Below are 18,587 nucleotides of genomic sequence, written 5' to 3'. Positions count from 1 at the left end.
CTTGTAGCAGGATCGCTGAGCGGAGGTATGGCTTTTCGAGGGCTTGTCCCCAAAAGCTAGAGCGGCCCGCGCTGCAGCCCGGCGATGGCCTGGCGCACGACCTGGTGGCCGCGGAACAGCACGGCCTCCTTCCAGTCGTCGGTGTCCGGGTAGAACTGGCGGCGCATCGCCTTGCGCACGGCCTCGGCTTCGTTGCCCAGCGGGTCGCCGTATTTGTGCAGCCAGTGATCGGCCCGGAAGGCCTTCTGGCCGCTTTCGCGATCGAAGGTGCCGTATTCCAGCGTGCACATGGTGAGCCGGGTCTGCGGCTCCATTAGCACGCGGTTCAGCCCGTAGTGGCCGAGCCCGTCGCGCGCCTGGGAGGCCGTCTGGCCCCGCTTCGATTCCGTGACCGACTCGCCCCAGAAGCTCCGCACCCGGCGCGAGCCGCCGGTGCCGATGTCGTAATGGGTGATCGGCTCGCCATAGCCGTAGGGGCCGAGCCCGGTATGGAAGTCGACCACGGCCACGTCCTCGCGGCCCTTCAGGTAGCGGTCGACGATGGCGTGAAGCGTGCGGTTCGACCAGGAGGCTCCGCCACCGCCGAAGAACATGCCGTCGGCATGGCTGTACTGGCCACCCGAGACGGCGCGGAAGAACTCGACGTCGCCGACCTTCCGGCGAAAGGCCGCCAGCCTCGAATCGGCGGCCGCCCGCCCCGCCTCGCTGAAATCCGCCGGCACGAGATCGTCGGCGATCTCGAGATAGCCCTCGTTCACCGGATAGGGCTTGGAATGGTCGACATAGTTGCGGTTGAGGTCGTTGCCCTCCTCCGTCACGCGCCGCGTCCAGGCGAAGCCGTAGGGGTTGATGGCGTGCACGAACAGCGCCGCCGTGCCCTTCGGCAGCCCCGATGCGCCGACGCCGGCCAGCCAGTCGACCTGGAAGCCCGAGCCGCAATAGCCCTCGACCCCATGCGTGGACGAGATCGTGACCATGACCTTCGAGGCGTCGGCCGGCCCGATCCAGGCCACGTCGGTCGACAGCGCCTCGCCCTTCGGGCCCTTGGTCGAATTGTCGTAGCGAAAGGTCGCTGCGTCGGCGAGCCGGGCGGCGGCCAGGAACTTGTCGCGCGCCTCGCTGTAGTCGGCGGCGAAGGAGGCAATGTTGTTCATGGTCGACGATACCTCGTCCAAAGCTTCACACATTCCAAAAGACGCCGTCAGACTCCTCCCTGTTGCTTGGGACGGAGACATGGCGAACACATAACAAATTAGCCGACTTCATGGGTGGAAATCGATGGGCTTGAGCACGGCGTCCGGGCTGTAAGCGCCGACGGCCATTGCTTGGCTCACCTGCATCGCTTCTACCGATGCAGTTGCTAGCCAAACTCTTCCCAACGTCAGATCTTTGCGAAGGCGGGCTTCTCGACGCCGGTCATCGTGTCATAGGCCCTGAGGATTGTCTCCTCTGGCGTCTTCGTGACGCCGCTGTCGTGGTAGATCGCCTTCAGCCACATCGCCATCCTTGTGTAGTAGCCGTTTTCGATGAAGCGTTCCGACATGACCTTGCGCAGCATCTCCTCGCCCTTGGCGACATAGGCCGCGTCGGGCTTGCCACCGTCGGCGAGATGACGACAGGCCCATTGCCCGTACATCAGTTCCGCCCGCGAGATGGCTGGCGCCGACGAGGCCTTGGAGGTGAGTCCCGCCTCCTGGCAGAGCTTCAGGCCGACTTCATGGCGTCGCGCCACCAAGTTGAGCGGTAGCGCAACTTCGAGTACCTCCCGCTTCAGCAGCTTCCTCCTGTTGGGCAGGAGGCGGTCGAACTTGTCCCACTGCCGCCAGACCGCCTCGCTCGCGCGGCCGAACTCGGCTACCGCCGGATCACCCTCGATCAGCCACTTGAACAGGCCCAGAGTCTCCCACCATTGATAGCCTCGAAAGCATTCGCTGCTATCCTTACCCTCGGCTGGCCCAGGCTGATTGGCCATCCAGTCCTCTAGCGCCCGCATCGCCGGCAGCACCCGGTCTCGCAGTCCCAGGAGATGGGCATGGATCAAACGCCTCAGTTTACTAGCCATATAATGCGAGCGAATGGACGGGCCAGTTGTCTCCAGTTCGAACTTCGTCGCAATCGCCAAATCGAAGTCGAGAAAGAGCTGACGACGTTTTCCAGGCTCGAAAACTTCCGGCATCACGGCTTCCGCTTCGGATGGACGACAGCGCGCTCGCGGCCGACAATTCGTTCAATCACACCGTTGCGCGCACTTCCAGTGCCGACCGTTACGATGGTCACTTTACCTTTGTCCACATTCTCCTGCGCCCTGGCCGCGGCTTCAAGCGATAGGCGCCCGCTGGCCACTGCCTTGGGGATGCTCTTCTCGGCGCGCCCCAGGGCATTTTCGAGGGACCATTCTGTCTGATGTGCGCGCCGACTCGGACTGATCGACGTATCCGCCCCGCGCCACTTGGAATCCAAGAGGGTGATCTTGCCGTTGGGGTCGACCGAGATCATGTCCGGCCCGTGCTCGCCCGCCTTGCGACCAAACTCGATGATCGTGTGGTCGGGGAATTGCCGCGCGAATTCGTTGGCCAGATCGTACTCTCCCTCCAATCCCTTGCGATGGCTCGGGTGGTTGGGCAGGTACTCTTGCCCTGCCGCCGGCTCGCCGACGCGGGGATCGAGCCGGACGCCGATGGCCGTATCGATGCCGTCGGCGCCCGGGTAATGCTTCTTGTCGGCCCGGAAGTTTCTCTCGCTCAGCCAACGAGCAATGTGCTCGAGTTCCTTGTGGTCGGGCTCTTCGGGCAGCGGGCTGTTCGGGCTGACTGCGGTGGGATTTCCGGTGCCATCGCGGCGATCCTCTTTGACCGGCGGACGGCTCGAATAGATCGGCACCACATCGAAGCGCGTCTCGGCCTTCCCCAGCACGCGGTCGGCGGCCTCCGGCCCGGTCGCCCTTTCCAGCGCCGTGGCGTCGATCATCAATATCTGCGGGCGATCCGAGGTGGCACCATCCTGGATGTGCACCGCTACGGGCATGCGATCCCACAGGCTGCCGCCGAGGACGCTCTTCTCGATGACGCCGCTGGAATCTCCCGGCGGTTGGCGCAGCCGCATGCCATCGCCCAGGTCGACCGTTGTGCCCTGGCTGTTCGTTGGTGTGAGGAGCACCGCAGCACCTGCCGCGACTCCGGCCGCGGCTCCGCTGACTGCGGCACCAGCCAGGCCGAGGGCTCTCGTTCCCAGCGCCAGCACGTCACCCGCGATGGACGTGGCGGTTGCGGACAGCGAACCGGCCGTCAGCGATCTCGCGGTGCCGAGACCTCCAAGAGCGCCAATGCCGGCGTTCGCAAAGTGCAAATCCCCGGACGGCGGCTCCGCTTCCCAACTCGCCGTCCGCCCCGGGCCATCGGCCGGCTCCCATGTCTGCGTGACGCGCGTGCCATCGAAGATGGTCGTTTGTGTGCCGACTGCGGTGCCTTGCGGATCGCGGATCGTGTCGATCTGAGACCAGGTGCCGCCGTCATTAGTTCGTCGGCTCTCGACCCGGTGCCCGTTGGGCAGGACCATCTCCGCCGAAGCTCCCAACCGGTCGCGATCGATGCGGATGGTGGCCTCGGCCGGGCCGCCCCGCGTCGGAATCTTCCAGGCCGTGACCTCTGCGCTGCCGTCGTCGTTATGGACGACGCGGGGCTCCGCCCCATCGAACGCACCCCTCACCGCATTTTCAGAACCGCTCGGAGCTGTCTCCGTTGGCGGTGCAATCCCTCGGCGCCCCTCGACTGGCTCTTGCGGCGGCGCAACTTGCGTATTGCTGTTCGCTTTGACCGGCTCGCCGCCCGGGACCCGGAAGATGTTCTGATCGCCATTTACGCGCGGCAGCACGTCGCCGACGAGGCCGCGAATGTCCGCCATGGTCGGCGGCTTGCCCTCGACGGATACGAAGGCGCCTAAAAGCCTGTCGAGCTGTTGCCGCGCGGTCCGAGCCTCCTCTCCGTCGGGATCGAGGTTGGCATTGCGCAGCCCCTCTCCCAGGAACAGGCGGCCGAGACGGTGGCGCTCGAAGGCCGGATCGGATTTGCCTTCGGCGAGAGTCTTCTGGAGTTTGGTCAGGCGGTTGTAGTCGCTGTCGCCGAGCGACAGCCGGTATTGCAAAAGGTCAACGCCAACAAAGCTTTCCGGCTCGTGCACGGCCCGCTCGTCGAGCCTGTCGTAAAGGTCGCGGTCCGTGACGACCCGCCCGCCGTTCATGGCCGTCCGGTCGAGCGCCTCCCTCTGCTCCGGGCTCAACCCGTCGCGCAGCGCCGTCGGCATCGCCATCAGCGGCGCCGCGGGATTGGCGCCGAGCCAGTCGAGCGCGCCCGTGGCCGCGCGGCCCCGCGCCGCCTGCCACGCCCGGTCGGCGTGCGCCTGTTCGATCCGCGCCATCCGAGTCACCTGCGCCCGCACCTCGGGCGAGGCGTCCGGGGGCGTCGCCTCGGCGGCCCGCGCCTGGTAGTCGTCGAGGTCGGGGCGCCGTGTCGGATCGTCCGGCGTGTCGGCCAAACCACCGACGATCTCCGTCACGCGACGCTCGTTGCGCGCCCGTTCGATCTGGCGCTCGACCGCGGCCTGCCGCGCCGGCTGGATCACATCGCGCGCGTGGATGTAGAGCTTCGCCGCGCGCTCGGGATCCTGGCCGATCGCGGCCTCGACCGCGCCGGCATAGAGATCGCTCAGGCCAGTGCGCACCGCAGTATCGGTCCGGCCCGCGTCCCAGCCTTTTCGTTCGCCCTGGTAACGCAGCTCGCCCACCGCGGTGCGGCCCAGCATGCGCAGATGGGCCGGGTCTTGCCAGGACAGCGACGCGTCCTGCCGCAGGTCGGCGAGGCGCTCAGCCACGATGCGGTCGTCCAGCACCGACGTCGCCTGCTCCGCGATCCGGCCGAGGTCGCCGGCGGCGCGGTCGAGACGCCGGTCGATCACCGGTTCGAGCAGGGCCTTCTGGCGCGGTCCGATCGCCTGCGCGAGATAGCGGTCCTTCAGCGCGCCCAGAAGCCGGTTGGTCTCGGCGATCCCGGCCAGTGCGCCCTCGGGGTCACGGCCCGCGAGACCCGTCACAGGATCGGTCACCAGGCCGCGCACCTCGCCCGCGAACCGGGTGTCGAGTTGGCGCGCGAACATCTCGTCGGCCTGGAGACCGAGCGGGCTGTCGCCCCCAAGCTCTTTGCGAGGCCATGGTTGCGCGGCAGGCGCTGCCACGGGCAGCCCTTCTGTCTCGATGCTTGCCATGTTCGTCTCCGTTCAGCGGCCCATCGGGGCCTGGAGGGCGCTTTGCCGTCGCGTGCCGCATCGAAAAGGAAAGCGGCTCCAACGCCCCGGACAGCCCCGCCGGTGATCGACTTCTCGTTGGCTGGCGATTTCGGCGCGCTCGACCCGATCGATGCGACGGTGTTCAGTTACACCGCGAGGTCAGCCTTCCGGGTGACCGGTGCTCACTGGCCGCGACAAGGCAGGCGGCAACAGGGGCGACGAGAACGAGGGATAGGCAGTATCATCGCCAGGGGCATCAAATGTTCTCAAAGACATCTCTCCTGTGAGAAGCGAGCCCTCGAGTTACTGATGAGCCGGACTTTGAATATTCAAGCGTCAAATCTCGAAGCGAACCGCCCTGCGTGCGGGAAGGGACGACAGGTTGGGCGCCAAGATCGAGGTGACGCGGTTGGAGCTGCCTTACGCCGCTGCCTCGCTACATCGCCGAGTTAGGACGGTCGCTTGTCTGGCCAGATCCGCGATGGCGCTGGTGCTGGAGGATGGTCGCGCACAGAGGCCGTGTAGGCCTGCGGGATGGATCGTCCGACGCTGCGCGACCGGGTTCGCGGTCGGCAAGATGCTGCAGCGGATGGACTGCAGGCGCGCGCCCATAACCTCAGGAAGGATGGCGCCGCGTAGTAGACTACTAAGAGGGCCTGCGTCTCAGGTCCGCAAGGTGAGGCCGCCATCCACCACCAACTCGTGGCCCGTGATGAAGTCGGCGTCGTCGGACGCCAGCAGCAGAGCGCCGCGGGCGATGTCGATCGGCTGGCCGAGCCGGCGCAGCGCCGCCTTCTTCTCCCAGACCTCCCGGATCTCCGGCTTGTCGAAGTTGGTCTGCGTCATGCCGCTGTAGATCGCGCCCGGGCAGACATAGTTGGCGGTGATGTTGAACTTGCCGAGTTCCAGCGCGAGCGTCCGCGTGAGACCGCCGACGCCGGCCTTCGACGCGCAATAGGCCGCCAGGCCGTAATCGGTGTCGAAGGCCATGACCGAGGCCGTGTTGACGATCCGCGCGCGGCCCTTCTCCCTGGCTCTGAGCTTCAGCGCTGGAATGGCTTCCCGGCACAGCCGGAACATGCCGCGCACGTTGACGTCATTCACGCGGTCCCACATCTCGTCAGTCATTTCTTCGACGAAGGCGCGGCCGCTGACACCGGCATTGTTGAACAGGATGTCGAGCGCCCCGAACCGGTCGAGGACGGCGGCCACGATCTTGTTCGGCGCGTCGTCGCCGGTGATGTCGGCCGCGAAGGCCTCGATCGCCGTGTTCCCGGCATGGACCGTGTCGATCGCCGATTCCGGCCGGTCGACCGCCAGCACCTGGGCGCCCTCCTCCGCGAACAGCTTGGCCGACGCCGCCCCGATACCCGAGGCGGCCCCTGTCACGATCGCGATCTTGCCGGCCAGTCTGCCCATCGAAGCCTCCGTGTTGTCAGGCGACCTCGATGATGACCTTGCCGGTCGCCTTGCGCGACAGCAAAGCGTTCATGGCGTCTGCCGCCTTCTCCAGCGGGAAGCGCATGGAGATATGCGGCTTCAGCTTGCCCTCGCCGTACCAGGCCAGCATCTCGTCGAAGTTCTTGCGCGCCTCGGCCGGCTCGCGGCCGCGCCAGGCGCCGTAGAACACGCCGCGCACGTCGCAGCTCTTCAACAGCGCGAGGTTGGCCGGCAGCGACGGGATGCGTCCCGCCGCGAAGCCCACCACCAGCAGGCGGCCGTACCAGGCGATGCAGCGGATCGATTCGTCGAACGCATCGCCGCCGACCGCGTCGTAGATGATGTCCGCGCCGGCGCCGCCGGTCAGTTCCTTGACCTTGTCGCGCATCTTCTCCTTGGCGTAGTTCACGAACATCGTGGCGCCGTACTTGCGGCAGACTTCCATCTTCTCGTCCGAGCCTACGGCGGCGATCACCTTGAGGCCCATCAGCGCGCCCAGCTCGACCGCCGTGAGGCCGACGCCGCCCGAGGCCCCGGTGACCAGCAGCGTCTCGCCCGGCTTGTAGCTGCTGCGCTGCTTCAGCGCGTAGTAGGAGGTGCCGTAGGTCATGGTGAAGGCCGCACCATCCTCGTAGCTCATGTTCTTCGGCATCGGGAGGAGCTGGATCTCGTCGACCACGGCCTCGCTGGCATAGCCGCCATGGCCGATCATGCCGATCACGCGGTCGCCCACCTTGTAGCCGGAGACACCCTCGCCGACCTCGGTGATGTCGCCCGCGATCTCGTGGCCCGGCGCGAACGGGCGCTGCGGCTTGAATTGGTACTTGTCCTGGATGATCAGCGTGTCGGGGAAGTTGACGCCGGCCGCCCTGGTCGCGACGCGCACCTGGCCCTTGCCCAGCGGCTTGGAGGGCATCTCCACCAGCTTCAGGCTCTCTGGCCCGCCCGGCGTTTCGCTCAGCATCGCGCGCATCGTCTTACTCCCCATACCGGTGTTTCATCCTGTGGCGGCATTGATACGATGGCGAGCCGGCCAGCGTCCATCCATGCTAGGAAGGCTCCCCTTCCGCGAGGAGAAAGATGGCAGGACTTCATTACGAGGACTTCACCGTCGGGCGTGTGTTCGAGCACGAATGGACCCGCACCGTGACCGAAATGGACAATGTCCTGTTCAGCTCGCTCACCATGAACGTCCAGCCGCTGCATCTCGACGAGGAATTCGCCTCGAAGACCGAGTTCGGGCAGCGCATCGTGAACAGCCTGTTCACGCTGGGCCTGATGATCGGTATCACCGTGAACGACACGACGCTCGGCACCACGATTGCCAATCTCGGCATGACCGACGTGCGCTTTCCCAAGCCCGTCTTCCACGGCGACACGCTGCGCGTGCGAACCCGCGTGCTCGGCCTGCGTGAGAGCAAATCGCGTCCCGATGCCGGTATCGTCGAATTCGCCCATACCGCGATCAACCAGCGCGGCGAGACCGTCGCCGAATGCACCCGCCAGGCGCTGATGCGCAAGAAACCCAAGGACTGAGAACCGATGCGATCCTTCCTGTTCGTCCCCGCCGATTCCGAGCGCAAGCTCGCCAAGGGCCCCGCCTCCGGCGCCGACGGGCTGATCCTCGACCTCGAGGATTCCGTCGCCACCGACCGCAAGATGATCGCGCGCGACATGGCGCTGGCCTATCTCCGGAGCGCCGACCGGGCCGGCCCGAAACTCTACGTCCGCGTCAACGCGCTCGACACCGGCCTGACCTTGGGCGACCTCGCCACCGTGATGCAGGGCAAGCCCGACGGCATCGTCTTCCCGAAATGCGTCGGCCAGGCCGACCTCGACCTGATGTCGAACTATCTCGATGCGCTGGAAGCGCGCGAGGGCATCGAGGCTGGCGCAACCCGCATCCTGACGATCGCCACCGAGAGCGCGGCGGCGATCCTGGCGCTCACCGCCGCGCCGGCGAAGCATGCCCGCCTGATCGGTCACTCGTGGGGCGGCGAGGATCTGATGGCCGATCTCGGCGCCCTGGCGAAAGGTCCCTCTCCCGGCGTCTACGATGACACGTTCAAGATGGCGCGCACGGTCAACCTGATGGCCTCGGTCGCCGCCGGCGTCACTGCCTACGACACAGTCTATCCCGACATCCGCAACGTCGAAGGCCTGCGTGCCGAGGCGCACGACGCAAGGCGCATGGGCTACGGCGGCAAGATCGCGATCCATCCCGACCAGGTCGCCATCATCCACGAAGTCTTCACGCCGACCGCGGCCGAGATCGACTGGGCAACGCGCGTCATCGCGACGTTCGAGGGCAATCCCGGCGCCGGCGTCCTCACGATGGACGGCAAGATGCTCGACAAACCTCATCTCGTGCTGGCCCGCCGCCTGGTCTCGCGGACGGGTGGATGAAGGACAATTTCGGCCTTCTGGACACGCTCGATCGGCTGTTCAGCGGCGACCGCAGGTCGATCCTCACGCTGAACGAGTTCCTTGTCGGACTCGAAGGGCGATCCTATGCCTTCGCCATCCTGGCGCTGAACATCGCGAACGTCATACCGACCGGCATTCCGTGGTTGTCGACGATCACAGGCGTGCCGATGCTCTACCTCCTGGCGCAGTACTTCGCCGGGAGACCGGTGCCATCGCTGCCGCTCATGATCGGCAAACGCGGCCTGCCACGCGGCAAGCTGCAGGATTTCCTCGCCCGTGCGCGGCGCTTCATCCGCTGGCTCGAGAACACCGTGCATGCGCGTTACGAATGGTGGGTGAACGGCGTGCCACGCCGGCTGCTCCTGCTGGCCTGGTCGCTGGACGTCTTGATTCTCGCGCTGCCGATTCCCTTCGACAACTTCTTCCCGGCCTGGGCCATCCTCTTCTTCTGTTTCGCCCTCATCGAAGATGACGGTTTGATGGCCATTCTGGGATGGCTCCTCACGGCGATCACCGCCGTCTGGACCGTGTTTCTCCTGATGGTCGGCCATGCCGCAATCTCGGCCGCAATTTCGACCCTGCGGGGGATTATCTTCGGCTAGCCACCATAGTGAGCTGCCGCCATGACATTACGTGCCGACGTTCCCGCCACCCTGCTCGCCGCGCTCGATCGCGGTGAGTCTCTTCCGGCCTGCTGGTACACCGATCCCTCGATCACCGAGCGTGAGATCGCGCGCGTCTTCCGCAGGAGTTGGAACTATGTCGGCCCGCTGTCGCAGCTCGTCGAGGTCGGCGACTACGTGACCGGCTATGCCGGCGGCGTGCCGGTCGCGGTCGTGCGCAACGAGAATGGCCTGGCAGGCCTCGTGAACGTGTGCCGCCATCGCCGCCACGAAGTCCTGAAAGGCCGCGGCAATGCGAAGAGCCTGCAATGCGGCTACCATGCCTGGACCTACGATCTGGCCGGCGGCCTGAAGCGCGTGCCGCGCTCGGCGTCGGAGCCGAACTTCAATCTCGCCGATTTCCCGCTGGTGCCGATCCGCGCCGAGGCGCTCGGGCCGTTCGTCTTCGTCAACCTCGACCCCGAGGGGCCGACGGCCGCGTCCTGCTACGGCCCGGTCCTCGACCTGATCGCCGGAAGTGGCGTCGCGCTCGATACGCTCGTGCATTACAGCCGCGAGGAATGGCGTTCGAACGCCAACTGGAAGACGATGCTCGAGAACTATCTCGAATGCTATCACTGCGCCGTCGCCCATCCCGGTTTCAACGCCGCGATCGACGTGCGCCCGGATGTCTACACGCTGAAGACCCACGGCTACTTCTCGAGCCAGAGCGGCCCTGTCCGGCCGGCGGCGCTCGACGGCAAGGCCAGGGGCAAGCTGTACGACGTCTCGGGCGCCGTGAGGCAGTCGCAGTACCATTTCTTGTGGCCGAACGTGACGATCAACATCAATCCAGGTTTCCCGAACCTGTCGATCGATGTCTGGACGCCGGACGGACCGAACGCGACCAGGGGCTTCTCGGAACAGTTCTTCGGACCCGGTGTGACCGAAGACTTCGCGAAGTCACTCGTCGCCTTCAACAAGCAGGTTGCGGCGGAAGACGATGCGCTGACCGATTCGGTCCAGCGCGGCCTGCTGGGCGGGATTCCGGACACGGGTCGCTTCCTCACCAACAGCGAACACCTCGTCATCCACTTCCAGAAGATGATCGTCGAGGCTGTGGGGGCAGAGGCATAGATTACGAAACAGGTGTCATCCCGAGCGTAGCGAGGGACCTTTGTGCGGTGGCAGTAAAGGTCCCTCGCTACACTCGGGATGACAAAAAAAGCTAATACGACCGCGGCAGCCCGAGCACGTGCTCTGCGACGAAGTTCAGGATCATGTTGGTCGAGATCGGCGCCACCGTGTAGAGGCGGGCCTCGCGGAACTTGCGCTCGACGTCGTATTCCTCGGCGAAGCCGAAGCCGCCATGGGTCTGCACGCACATCTCGGCGGCCGCCCACGAGGCTTCCGAGGCCAGCATCTTGGCCATGTTGGCCTCGGCGCCGGCATTGATGCCTGCCTCGAACATCGCGGCGGCCTTGCGCACCATCAGGTCGGCGGCCTCGATCTGCGTGTAGGCGCGCGCGATCGGGTACTGGACGCCCTGGTTCTGGCCGATCGGGCGGCCGAACAGCTTGCGCTCATTGGCGTAGTTCACCGCACGTTCGATGAACCACTTGCCGTCGCCGATGCATTCCGAGGCGATCAGCACCCGCTCGGCATTCATGCCGGAGAGGATGTAGCGGAAGCCCTGCCCCTCCTCGCCGATCAGGTTCTCGGCCGACACTTCCATGTTGTCGAAGAACACTTCGGTGCTGTTGTGGTTCATCATGGTGCGGATCGGCCGGATGGTCAGGCCCTTGCCCAGCGCGGACCGCATATCGACGAGGAACACCGACAGCCCGTCCGTCTTCTTCTTGGTCTGCTCGCGCGGCGTGGTGCGGGCAAGCAGCAGCATCAGGTCGGAATGCTCGGCGCGGCTGGTCCACACCTTCTGGCCGTTCACGACGTAGGTGCTGTTGTCCTTCTTCACCGCCGTGGTGCGCAGGCTCAGCGTATCGGTGCCGCTCGACGGCTCGGTGACGCCGAATGCCTGCAGGCGCAGCTCGCCGGTCGCGATCTTCGGCAGGTAGCGTTCCTTCTGCTCCTTGCTGCCGTGCCGCAGCACCGTGCCCATGATGTACATCTGGGCGTGGCAGGCCGCGGCGTTGCAGCCGGCCTTGTGGATCTCCTCCAGCACCGCGCTGGCCGCCGAGATGCCGAGGCCCGCGCCGCCATATTCCTCGGGAATCAGGATCGACAGCCAGCCGGCTTCGGTCAGCGCCTTCACGAAGGCCGTCGGATAGCCGCGCTCGCGGTCGAGATCGCGCCAGTAGGCGCCATCGAACTTCAGGCAGAGCTGGCGAACGGCGTCGCGGATCTCGGGATGCGTCGGAGCGTAGGGATTTTCCATGGCGCGCAAGCTAATGCGCGCCCTCTCCCCATGCAATGCGACCAAGCCTGTCTACCAGCGGTCCGTGGATTTCCGGGCCGAATCCGTCGACCGTGGCGACGCGCAGCGCCGTCACCCCGTCCACCGCGCCGGCTTCCTTGACGATCGTATCGGTGACGAAGAAGTCCCGTTCCGCGGTCAGGAATTTCGCGATTGTCGGACGCCAGTCGGGACGCAGGACGGCGAGCGCCGCCATGAGCCCGTAGGCGCCCCAGTTCGAGACGCCGGCGACCACGAGGTGGTCGCACGAGGTTACGCAGGCGATCTCCGCGCCGTTAGGCACGTGCTGGGCGATCAGGCCGGGCGGCAGCTTGCCCATGCCGATCTCGTTGCCGCCGTCGCCGACCGCGAGCTTCGCCCAGTCGCCGCCCTCGAACAACGCATCGAGCGGCAAGGTCCAGGGCGAGACGTCGACACCGCGCATGTTGCGTGGCCGGCCGTCGGCGCTGCGCCCGCACCGTTCGATGGCGACGACGTGGGAGAGATTGTCCTGCCGCCAGATCCGCGCCTGCGCCTCGATGGCGCCGTCTTCCCCGAGAACGATCTCATCGACGGTCACGTCTTCGCCAGTCGCCCGCACGGCCGAGCGCACGGCCTCGACGCTGGGCGTGTCGACGGCGATGCGCGCCGGCACGCCGCAGGCCACGAGAGAAGCGGCCAGCAGCGCGGTTCCCACGGGCCCGTCGGTCTCCGGCGCCGCCACGTCGCCGCGCGGCACGAAGAAGCCGGTGATCAGCCCCACGCGCGTGGCGGTGGCGAGCGACGTCGCCGACTCGGCCAGGCCGCCGCGATTGGCGTCGATCAGTTGCTGCGTCTTGCGGCCCACGTCGCGGCACACGAGGTCCTCGATGGCGGTGAGGCGGCGATCCTGCTCACTTGTCCTTGGCGACATAAACTCCCTTCCAGTCCACCGGCGAATCGTCGATCAGCTCGTCGAGCCGCCCGCGCATCATCTGATAGTAACTCTGGGGCCATCCCGCCCCGGCGGCCGCCGTCTCGCAGGCCTCGATGGTCGCGAGGGCCTCGGCGAACGCGCCGCTGCGATAGAGCCGGAGGAACTCGTCCTGCCGTTCGACCAGCGCGGCGTAGGCCGGCGTCTTCGCAACAGAGGCGTCCCCCAGGAGCACGTAGACCCGCTCGGGCTCGGTCTTGCCCTTCACAGTGATCAGATCGATCTCCAACGTAGCGTAGTCTTCGACTGCCTCGCGCGTCTTGCGGCCGATGATGATGCCGACGCCATAGGTCTTGCATTGGCCTTCGAGGCGCGAGGCCAGGTTCACGTCGTCGCCCAGACAGGAATAGGTGAAACGCTGGGTCGAGCCGAAATTGCCGACCGACGCGGGCCCGGTGTTCAGGCCGACGCCGATGTTCACCGGGATGTGCCGGCGCCCCTCGGCCTCGGATTCGGCCTTCCATTCTGCATTCAGCACAGCAAGGCGCGCCTGCATGGCCAGCGCCGCATCGCAGGCGCGCGCGGCGTGGCGCTCGACCGGCAGGGGCGCGTTCCAGAACGCCATGATGGCGTCGCCCATGTACTTGTCGATCGTGCCCTTGAGACCCAGGATCAGGTCCGTCATCGGCGTCAGGAAGCGGTTCATGAACCGCGTCAGCCCCTGCGGATCGAACTGCTCCGAGATGGTGGTGAAGCCGCGCACGTCGGTGAACATCACCGTGATCTCGCGCTGCTCGCCGCCGAGCTGCAGCAGGCTGGGATTGCGCGCAAGCTGCTCGACCAGGTCGGGCGAGAGGTACATGCCGAAGGCGCCGCGGATCTCCGCCCGCTCCCGCTCCGTTCGCATGAAGGCGAGCGCCGTGCCGCTGACATAGATCGCCGCGAGGGTCGCGGGCGGATAGATCGGATCGAACAGCAGGTGGTACCGGGAATAGGCGAGCCACGGCACGATCAGCCCCGCCCCGATGAGGATCGTCGCGACCAGCGCCATCCTGCCTGCCGTCAGCCGGGGCAGCAGCACGACCATCAGCAGGCCCATGGCGGCGAGGTAGAGGAACTCCGCACCGTCGGCATAGTCGGGCCGGGCAAGGAACCGCTGCTCCAGCATCTGCTCGGCGAGCTGGGCATGGACCTCGACGCCGGGCACGCCGTCCTGGACCGGCGTGTTGCGCAGGTCCTTGAGGCCGATGGCGCTGGTGCCGACGAAGATCACCTGGCCTTCCAGCTTCTCGGCCGGCACCTCGTCCTTCAGCACGGCGCGGGCCGATATGAACCGCTGCGGCTGGTGGCCGGTATCGTAGAGCACGACCCGGCCGCGGCCGTCGGTCGGCACTTCGAGGGCACCGGTCTTGATGGCGACAATGCCGGTCTTCTCGCCGAACGACATCTCGCCGCTCGCGCCCGACGACTTGACCAGGTAGGAGGACGCCTCCTGCGCGACCCGCAGCGCCTCGATCGACAGCGACGGGAACAGGCCCTGGTAGCCGGCGACACGGAACAGCATCGGCACGCGGCGAATCACGATGCTGTCGACGTCGGTGTTGACGCTGCCGTTGCCCTTCGCCGCGGCTTCCAGGAGGTCGAGGGACTTCACCGTGCCGCCCTGCTGCGGCAGGAACTGGCTGGGCTGGTCGCCGGCGAAGGCCATGCCATGGAAGGTGCGCGGCGGTTTTCCCGAGCCCTTCACGTCGAAACCGAAGCCCGTGACGACCCTCGACTGCGCCATGGCGTCGGCCAGCACCTTGTCGTTGTCCTGCACCGCGGCGGCCAGCTTCTGGACCGTCTCGGGATCGGTGAAGGCCACGAGGTCGCGCACCATGCGGCTGATCGAGGACCGGTCCGGCTCGGCGAACACGGCGTCGAAGGCCACCACGGCGACGCCTTTCTCGGTGAGCCTGTCGACCATCTGCGCGATGATCGTGCGCGGCCACGGCCATTGGCCGTATTCCTTCAGCGCTGCCTCGTCGATATCGACGATGCGCACCGGGGTCTCAGGATTGTAGGGACGCGGCTCGAGGCGCTGGTAGCTGTCGAAGGCGAAATCGCGAATGCGCGTCACCGCCGCCGGATCGGCGATGCGGAGCACGAGGGCGCCCAGCAGGACGAGCATCGCGACGACGATCGGCGCCCGTCGCGAATTGATGCAGCGCAACAGCCAGCTCACGCGCTCACGTTTCCCCTGATCCCCCGACAAGTTCACTTTACAGAGTATGCAGCGCGAGCCAAATAGCGCGACCTTGCCGCACGCTCCCAGCCAGACCGCCCTGCACGGCATCTACTTCAAGATGAGCGCGCTCGTGCTGTTCTGCACGATGGACGCGATGGTCAAGGGGCTGGGCGGCACCTACGGCTCCTTCCAGCTCATGGTGTTCCGCAGCGCCGTGGCCCTGCTCCCCGTCGCGGTGCTGATCTGGCACGCGGGAGGCCTCCGCGTGGTCCGCAGCACCCGCCCGGGGCTGCAGGCGCTTCGGGTCACCATCGGCTTCGGCAGCATGTTCGGCTTCTTCTACGCCTTCCCGCGCATGCCGCTGGTCGATGCCTATGCCATCTCCTTCGCAGCCCCCCTCTTCATGGTGGCGCTGTCGGTGCCGATCCTGCGCGAGCCGGTCGGCTGGCGGCGCTGGACCGCCGTGGGCGTGGGTTTTGCCGGCGTGTTGATCATGCTCGATCCCTGGGCGATCGAGTTCCACCTGGTCTCGCTGGTCATCCTGGCGGCCACCTTCTGCTACTCGCTCTCGACCGTGCTGGTCCGCCTGCTCAGCCGCCACGATCCCGACGTCGTGACCCTGTTCTGGTTCGCCGTCGTGGGCACCGTCGTCTCGATCGCCTGTGCCATCCCGGAATGGAAATGGCCGCCCCTGCTCGACTGGGTCTGGCTGCTGACCCTCGGCCTGCTGGGCGGCTGCGCCCAGATCCTGATCACCCGCGCCTGGCGGCTGGCGCCCGCCGCCATCCTGGCCCCATTCGACTATACCGCCATCGTGCTCGCCATGGCCTACGGCTACCTGTGGTTCGAGGAAGAGCCCTCCTGGACCGTCTGGTACGGCCTGCCGCTGGTCATCGGCTCGGGCCTCTACATCCTCCACCGCGAGCGGGTTCGGGCGAGGGCCCTCCGGAAAACCCTAATCTCCTAGGGTTTTTGTCGGGATTGACGAATCGCCTCGCCCACCACATCTTGTAGGCATGACCGACACCACCTTTTCCGTGACTTCCAACGCGGCCAAGCGGATCGCCTTCCTGGCCTCCAAAGAGCCCAAGCCCGTCATGATGAGGGTGGCGGTCCTGGGTGGCGGCTGCTCGGGCTTCCAATACAACTTCTCGTTCGAGGAAGCGCGCAACGAAGACGACCTGGTCATCGAACACGACGGCGCCGCCGTCCTGGTCGACGCCACCTCGCTTGAGTTCCTCAAGGGCAGCCAGCTCGACTATGTCGAGGAAATGGTCGGCGCGGCGTTCCAGGTGAAGAACCCGAACGCCACCTCCGCCTGCGGCTGCGGCAACTCGTTCAGCGTCTGATTTTTCGCCGTCTCACCTGGAAGAGGCGCGCGCTACGACCACTCTTCAGGGCGAGGCGTGCTATGAGGTCAGGCGGAGAGGCAGCCTGAACTCATGAAAATCGCGACCTGGAACGTGAACTCCGTCCGCAAGCGCACCGGCAATCTGGTGGCGTGGCTGCAGGAGGCCAAGCCCGACATCGTCGTGCTGCAGGAGATCAAGGCTCAGGAGCCGCAGTTCCCGACTCTTGAGGTCGAGGCGGCCGGCTACAAGGCAGCGATCGTCGGCCAGAAGGGGTTCAACGGCGTCGCCTTCCTGTCCCACCATGCGTTCGACGTGACGGCGCGCGCCCTGCCCGGCGCCGCCGAGGACGAGCCGGCGCGTTATGTCGAGGGGCGGGTCCATACGCCGCGCGGGCCGCTGACGGTCGGCGGGCTCTACCTGCCCAACGGCAATCCGGTCGGCACCGAGAAGTTCACCTACAAGCTCGCCTGGATGGAGCGCCTGCTCGGCCACGCCCGCGAACTGCTGGCGCGTGAGGAGATGTTCGTGCTGTGCGGCGACTACAATGTCTGCCCGACCGAGATGGACGTGTTCGATCCCAAGGCCTTCGCCGGCGACGCGCTCTGCCAGCCCGAATCGCGGGCCGCGTTCCGCAAGCTGCTCAATCTCGGCCTGACCGACGCGGTGCGGGCGTTCCATCCCGATGGCGAGCAGTACACGTTCTGGGATTACCAGGCCGGCGCCTGGCCCAAGGGCAACGGGCTGCGCATCGACCACCTGCTGCTCTCGCCGCAGGCCGCCGACCGCCTCACCGCGGTCGGCATCGACAAGGCCGAACGGGGCAAGACTGAACCGTCGGACCACGTCCCGGTCTGGTGTGAACTGGACGTGGCGGCTTAAGCCCCACACCGTCGTCTCGACCGTAGCGCCGAAGGCGCGAAGTGGAGAGAAGATCTCTCCGCTACGTGCTGCGCGCTCCGGTCGAGATGACGGGTACTTTCTTTAGTTCGGATGGGGTCTTGGGCTACTCCGCGCCCGCGCCGATGACGCCGCCGTCGGCGATGATGCACTGGCCGCAGATGAAGTTGCCGGCCTTGGAGGCGAGGAACACCGCAACGCCGCCGATATCGTCGGGCTGGCCGATGCGCTTCAGGGCCGCCTTGTTCTCCTGCGCGGCGCGGATCTGCGGATTGTCCCACAGTGCCTTGGCGAAGTCGGTCTGGATCAAGCCAGGCGCGATGGCGTTGACGCGGATGTTGTGCTTGCCCCACTCCATGGCGAGCGACTTCACCAGCGAGAGATCGGCCGCCTTGCTCATGTTGTAGGCGGCGATGTGCGCGGAGCCGACCAGCGCGCCGATCGACGACACGATGATGAAGGCGCCGTCCTTCCGCTCCGCCATCTCCGGGCCGACCATGTTCATCAGCCACAGGTTCGACATCACGTTGTTCTGCATGATCTTCTGGAACACCTCGTCCTTCAGGCCGGTGAGCGGGCCGAAATACGGGTTGGAGGCGGCGTTGCAGACCATGATGTCGATCTTGCCATAGGCCTTGCGCGCCTCGGCGACGAGGTTCTCGAGCTGGGCCTTGTCGGAGATGCTGGCCGCGACCGCCGTGGCCTCGCCGCCCTTCTCCTTGATCCCCTTCACCACCTCCTCGCAGGCCGGCAGCTTGCGACTCGACACCACGACCTTGGCGCCATGGGCGGCCATCTGTTCGCAGATCGAGCGGCCGATGCCACGGCTGCCGCCGGTCACCACGGCCACCTTGCCGGTAAGATCGAACATCATCGGTCGTCTCCTCGTTTTCCTGTCAGCAATGCAATCGTCCCAACATGAACCGGCCAGGGAAATTGGTCGATAGGCATGAGTTTCTCCAGTCGGCACAGAGTCGGCCGAACACGCCCCCCGTGCCCGGCCGAATGATGGTATCTGGGACGTTCAACGGCTTCGTCG

The 18,587-nt window shown here is 66.3% G+C and carries 16 protein-coding genes; 7 read left to right on the top strand and 9 right to left on the bottom strand.

Annotated elements, in window-relative coordinates:
* Positions 1 to 56 precede the first annotated feature (56 nt).
* The 5 genes from Q7V45_RS12585 to Q7V45_RS12565 form a co-directional block, all read right to left on the bottom strand.
* Positions 57 to 1,154, bottom strand: a complete 1,098-nt coding sequence (locus tag Q7V45_RS12585; protein WP_304852391.1) for a M14 family metallopeptidase — start codon at positions 1,152 to 1,154, stop codon at positions 57 to 59.
* Positions 1,155 to 1,381: 227 nt separating this feature from the next.
* On the bottom strand, positions 1,382 to 2,176 hold the full coding sequence (locus Q7V45_RS12580) for a hypothetical protein (protein ID WP_304852389.1): 795 nt from the start codon (positions 2,174 to 2,176) through the stop codon (positions 1,382 to 1,384).
* Positions 2,176 to 5,256 (bottom strand): hypothetical protein, encoded by a 3,081-nt coding sequence (locus Q7V45_RS12575; protein WP_304852387.1) that lies wholly within the window; start codon positions 5,254 to 5,256, stop codon positions 2,176 to 2,178. The genes Q7V45_RS12580 and Q7V45_RS12575 overlap by 1 nt, the downstream gene beginning before the upstream one ends.
* Positions 5,257 to 5,940: 684 nt before the next feature.
* Positions 5,941 to 6,696: an SDR family NAD(P)-dependent oxidoreductase gene (locus Q7V45_RS12570; RefSeq protein WP_304852384.1), complete on the bottom strand. Its 756-nt coding sequence runs from the start codon at positions 6,694 to 6,696 to the stop codon at positions 5,941 to 5,943.
* Positions 6,697 to 6,712: 16 nt separating this feature from the next.
* Positions 6,713 to 7,690, bottom strand: a complete 978-nt coding sequence (locus Q7V45_RS12565; RefSeq protein WP_304852382.1) for an NADPH:quinone oxidoreductase family protein — start codon at positions 7,688 to 7,690, stop codon at positions 6,713 to 6,715.
* A gap of 107 nt (positions 7,691 to 7,797) precedes the next feature.
* Here Q7V45_RS12565 and Q7V45_RS12560 point away from each other — a divergent pair, with 107 nt between their 5' ends.
* From Q7V45_RS12560 to Q7V45_RS12545, 4 genes are read left to right on the top strand one after another with little or no spacing between them, the layout of a single operon-like run.
* Positions 7,798 to 8,253 carry a MaoC family dehydratase gene (locus tag Q7V45_RS12560; RefSeq protein ID WP_304852380.1) on the top strand — a complete coding sequence of 152 codons (456 nt, stop codon included), beginning with the start codon at positions 7,798 to 7,800 and terminating at the stop codon, positions 8,251 to 8,253.
* Positions 8,254 to 8,259: 6 nt separating this feature from the next.
* The gene (locus tag Q7V45_RS12555; protein ID WP_304852377.1) at positions 8,260 to 9,123 is read left to right on the top strand and encodes a CoA ester lyase; all 864 of its coding nucleotides are present in this window, start codon (positions 8,260 to 8,262) and stop codon (positions 9,121 to 9,123) included.
* Positions 9,120 to 9,746, top strand: a complete 627-nt coding sequence (locus tag Q7V45_RS12550; RefSeq protein WP_304852375.1) for an exopolysaccharide biosynthesis protein — start codon at positions 9,120 to 9,122, stop codon at positions 9,744 to 9,746. The genes Q7V45_RS12555 and Q7V45_RS12550 overlap by 4 nt, the downstream gene beginning before the upstream one ends.
* Before the next feature lie 21 nt (positions 9,747 to 9,767).
* On the top strand, positions 9,768 to 10,883 hold the full coding sequence (locus Q7V45_RS12545; RefSeq protein WP_304852372.1) for an aromatic ring-hydroxylating dioxygenase subunit alpha: 1,116 nt from the start codon (positions 9,768 to 9,770) through the stop codon (positions 10,881 to 10,883).
* Positions 10,884 to 10,974: 91 nt separating this feature from the next.
* Here the strand turns inward: Q7V45_RS12545 and Q7V45_RS12540 are convergent, their stop codons facing one another.
* From Q7V45_RS12540 to Q7V45_RS12530, 3 genes are read right to left on the bottom strand one after another with little or no spacing between them, the layout of a single operon-like run.
* Entirely contained in the window at positions 10,975 to 12,141 is a 1,167-nt protein-coding gene (locus Q7V45_RS12540; protein ID WP_304852567.1) for an acyl-CoA dehydrogenase family protein, read from the bottom strand.
* A 10-nt stretch (positions 12,142 to 12,151) separates the two neighbouring features.
* A complete protein-coding gene (locus tag Q7V45_RS12535; RefSeq protein ID WP_304852370.1) occupies positions 12,152 to 13,072 on the bottom strand; it encodes a DUF4392 domain-containing protein in 921 nt (306 codons plus the stop codon).
* On the bottom strand, positions 13,053 to 15,296 hold the full coding sequence (locus tag Q7V45_RS12530; protein ID WP_304852368.1) for a CHASE2 domain-containing protein: 2,244 nt from the start codon (positions 15,294 to 15,296) through the stop codon (positions 13,053 to 13,055). The genes Q7V45_RS12535 and Q7V45_RS12530 overlap by 20 nt, the downstream gene beginning before the upstream one ends.
* Positions 15,297 to 15,369: 73 nt before the next feature.
* On the opposite strand from Q7V45_RS12530, the gene Q7V45_RS12525 reads away from it, so the two are divergent.
* The 3 genes from Q7V45_RS12525 to Q7V45_RS12515 all read left to right on the top strand — a co-directional run bounded on the left by Q7V45_RS12525 (position 15,370) and on the right by Q7V45_RS12515 (position 17,530).
* Positions 15,370 to 16,266, top strand: coding sequence for a DMT family transporter (locus Q7V45_RS12525; protein WP_304852366.1), 897 nt, complete (start codon positions 15,370 to 15,372; stop codon positions 16,264 to 16,266).
* A gap of 49 nt (positions 16,267 to 16,315) precedes the next feature.
* A complete protein-coding gene (gene erpA, locus Q7V45_RS12520) occupies positions 16,316 to 16,648 on the top strand; it encodes an iron-sulfur cluster insertion protein ErpA (RefSeq protein ID WP_304852363.1) in 333 nt (110 codons plus the stop codon).
* A gap of 93 nt (positions 16,649 to 16,741) precedes the next feature.
* Positions 16,742 to 17,530 carry an exodeoxyribonuclease III gene (locus Q7V45_RS12515; RefSeq protein WP_304852361.1) on the top strand — a complete coding sequence of 263 codons (789 nt, stop codon included), beginning with the start codon at positions 16,742 to 16,744 and terminating at the stop codon, positions 17,528 to 17,530.
* 124 nt (positions 17,531 to 17,654) lie between these two features.
* On the opposite strand, the gene Q7V45_RS12510 is transcribed toward Q7V45_RS12515, so the two are convergent.
* Positions 17,655 to 18,422, bottom strand: coding sequence for an SDR family NAD(P)-dependent oxidoreductase (locus tag Q7V45_RS12510; RefSeq protein ID WP_304852359.1), 768 nt, complete (start codon positions 18,420 to 18,422; stop codon positions 17,655 to 17,657).
* Positions 18,423 to 18,587: the final 165 nt, after the last annotated feature.

This window comes from Reyranella sp. (genome assembly GCF_030651995.1).
GTDB lineage: Bacteria > Pseudomonadota > Alphaproteobacteria > Reyranellales > Reyranellaceae > Reyranella.
The sequence above is the reverse complement of the archived record's forward strand: the minus strand, read 5'-3'. Positions and strand labels throughout refer to the sequence as shown.

Bases quoted from the DNA above. Each gene is read 5' to 3' on its own strand.
- erpA (WP_304852363.1), top strand. From the start codon at position 16,316: ATGACCGACACCACCTTTTCCGTGACTTCCAACGCGGCCAAGCGGATC.
- Q7V45_RS12575 (WP_304852387.1), bottom strand. From the start codon at position 5,256: ATGGCAAGCATCGAGACAGAAGGGCTGCCCGTGGCAGCGCCTGCCGCG.
- Q7V45_RS12565 (WP_304852382.1), bottom strand. From the start codon at position 7,690: ATGCGCGCGATGCTGAGCGAAACGCCGGGCGGGCCAGAGAGCCTGAAG.
- Q7V45_RS12515 (WP_304852361.1), top strand. From the start codon at position 16,742: ATGAAAATCGCGACCTGGAACGTGAACTCCGTCCGCAAGCGCACCGGC.
- Q7V45_RS12585 (WP_304852391.1), bottom strand. From the start codon at position 1,154: ATGAACAACATTGCCTCCTTCGCCGCCGACTACAGCGAGGCGCGCGAC.
- Q7V45_RS12580 (WP_304852389.1), bottom strand. From the start codon at position 2,176: ATGCCGGAAGTTTTCGAGCCTGGAAAACGTCGTCAGCTCTTTCTCGAC.
- Q7V45_RS12540 (WP_304852567.1), bottom strand. From the start codon at position 12,141: ATGGAAAATCCCTACGCTCCGACGCATCCCGAGATCCGCGACGCCGTT.
- Q7V45_RS12535 (WP_304852370.1), bottom strand. From the start codon at position 13,072: ATGTCGCCAAGGACAAGTGAGCAGGATCGCCGCCTCACCGCCATCGAG.
- Q7V45_RS12545 (WP_304852372.1), top strand. From the start codon at position 9,768: ATGACATTACGTGCCGACGTTCCCGCCACCCTGCTCGCCGCGCTCGAT.
- Q7V45_RS12570 (WP_304852384.1), bottom strand. From the start codon at position 6,696: ATGGGCAGACTGGCCGGCAAGATCGCGATCGTGACAGGGGCCGCCTCG.
- Q7V45_RS12555 (WP_304852377.1), top strand. From the start codon at position 8,260: ATGCGATCCTTCCTGTTCGTCCCCGCCGATTCCGAGCGCAAGCTCGCC.
- Q7V45_RS12560 (WP_304852380.1), top strand. From the start codon at position 7,798: ATGGCAGGACTTCATTACGAGGACTTCACCGTCGGGCGTGTGTTCGAG.
- Q7V45_RS12510 (WP_304852359.1), bottom strand. From the start codon at position 18,422: ATGATGTTCGATCTTACCGGCAAGGTGGCCGTGGTGACCGGCGGCAGC.
- Q7V45_RS12550 (WP_304852375.1), top strand. From the start codon at position 9,120: ATGAAGGACAATTTCGGCCTTCTGGACACGCTCGATCGGCTGTTCAGC.